At 51.4% G+C, this 405-nt stretch carries 1 protein-coding gene; it reads left to right on the top strand.

The genetic code is table 11. The features are described 5' to 3' along the window. Window positions 1–67: 67 nt before the first annotated feature. A partial coding sequence (locus NE664_14975; protein ID MCQ4727938.1) for an AraC family transcriptional regulator occupies window positions 68–405 on the top strand: 338 nt, incomplete at its 3' end.

The following is a 405-nucleotide window of genomic DNA, read 5'->3' as shown; positions in this document are numbered from 1 at the left end:
TGCAAGCCTGTTAAACCGTGCGAGGGTGGACCGGGCCTGTGATATGATGCATTTTGGAGGCCTGACAATGCAGTATATCGCGCGCTATGTGGGATACCATTCAGAGACTTCTTTTTACAGATCCTTTAAACAGGTGATGGGGATGACGCCTCAGGAGTACCAGAAGGCCGTCCTTCCGGAAGGCGGTAACGAGGCGGCTCATATTGACGTGCGGGCGCTGCTGATCCTTAACCATCTGTTTGGCCATTACCGGGAACCTCTGACCACGCAGGACACGGCAAAAGCTTTATACATGGAGAAGAATTCTGTAAATCCCCTTTTGAAGGAAAACTTTGGTCTGGATCACAGCGGGATTCTCACAGAGCTTCGAATGACGTATTCGGAGTCGCTGCTGGAAAACAGCCG

This window comes from Anaerotignum faecicola, from assembly GCA_024460105.1.
GTDB lineage: Bacteria > Bacillota > Clostridia > Lachnospirales > Anaerotignaceae > JANFXS01.
The sequence above is the reverse complement of the archived record's forward strand: the minus strand, read 5'-3'. Positions and strand labels throughout refer to the sequence as shown.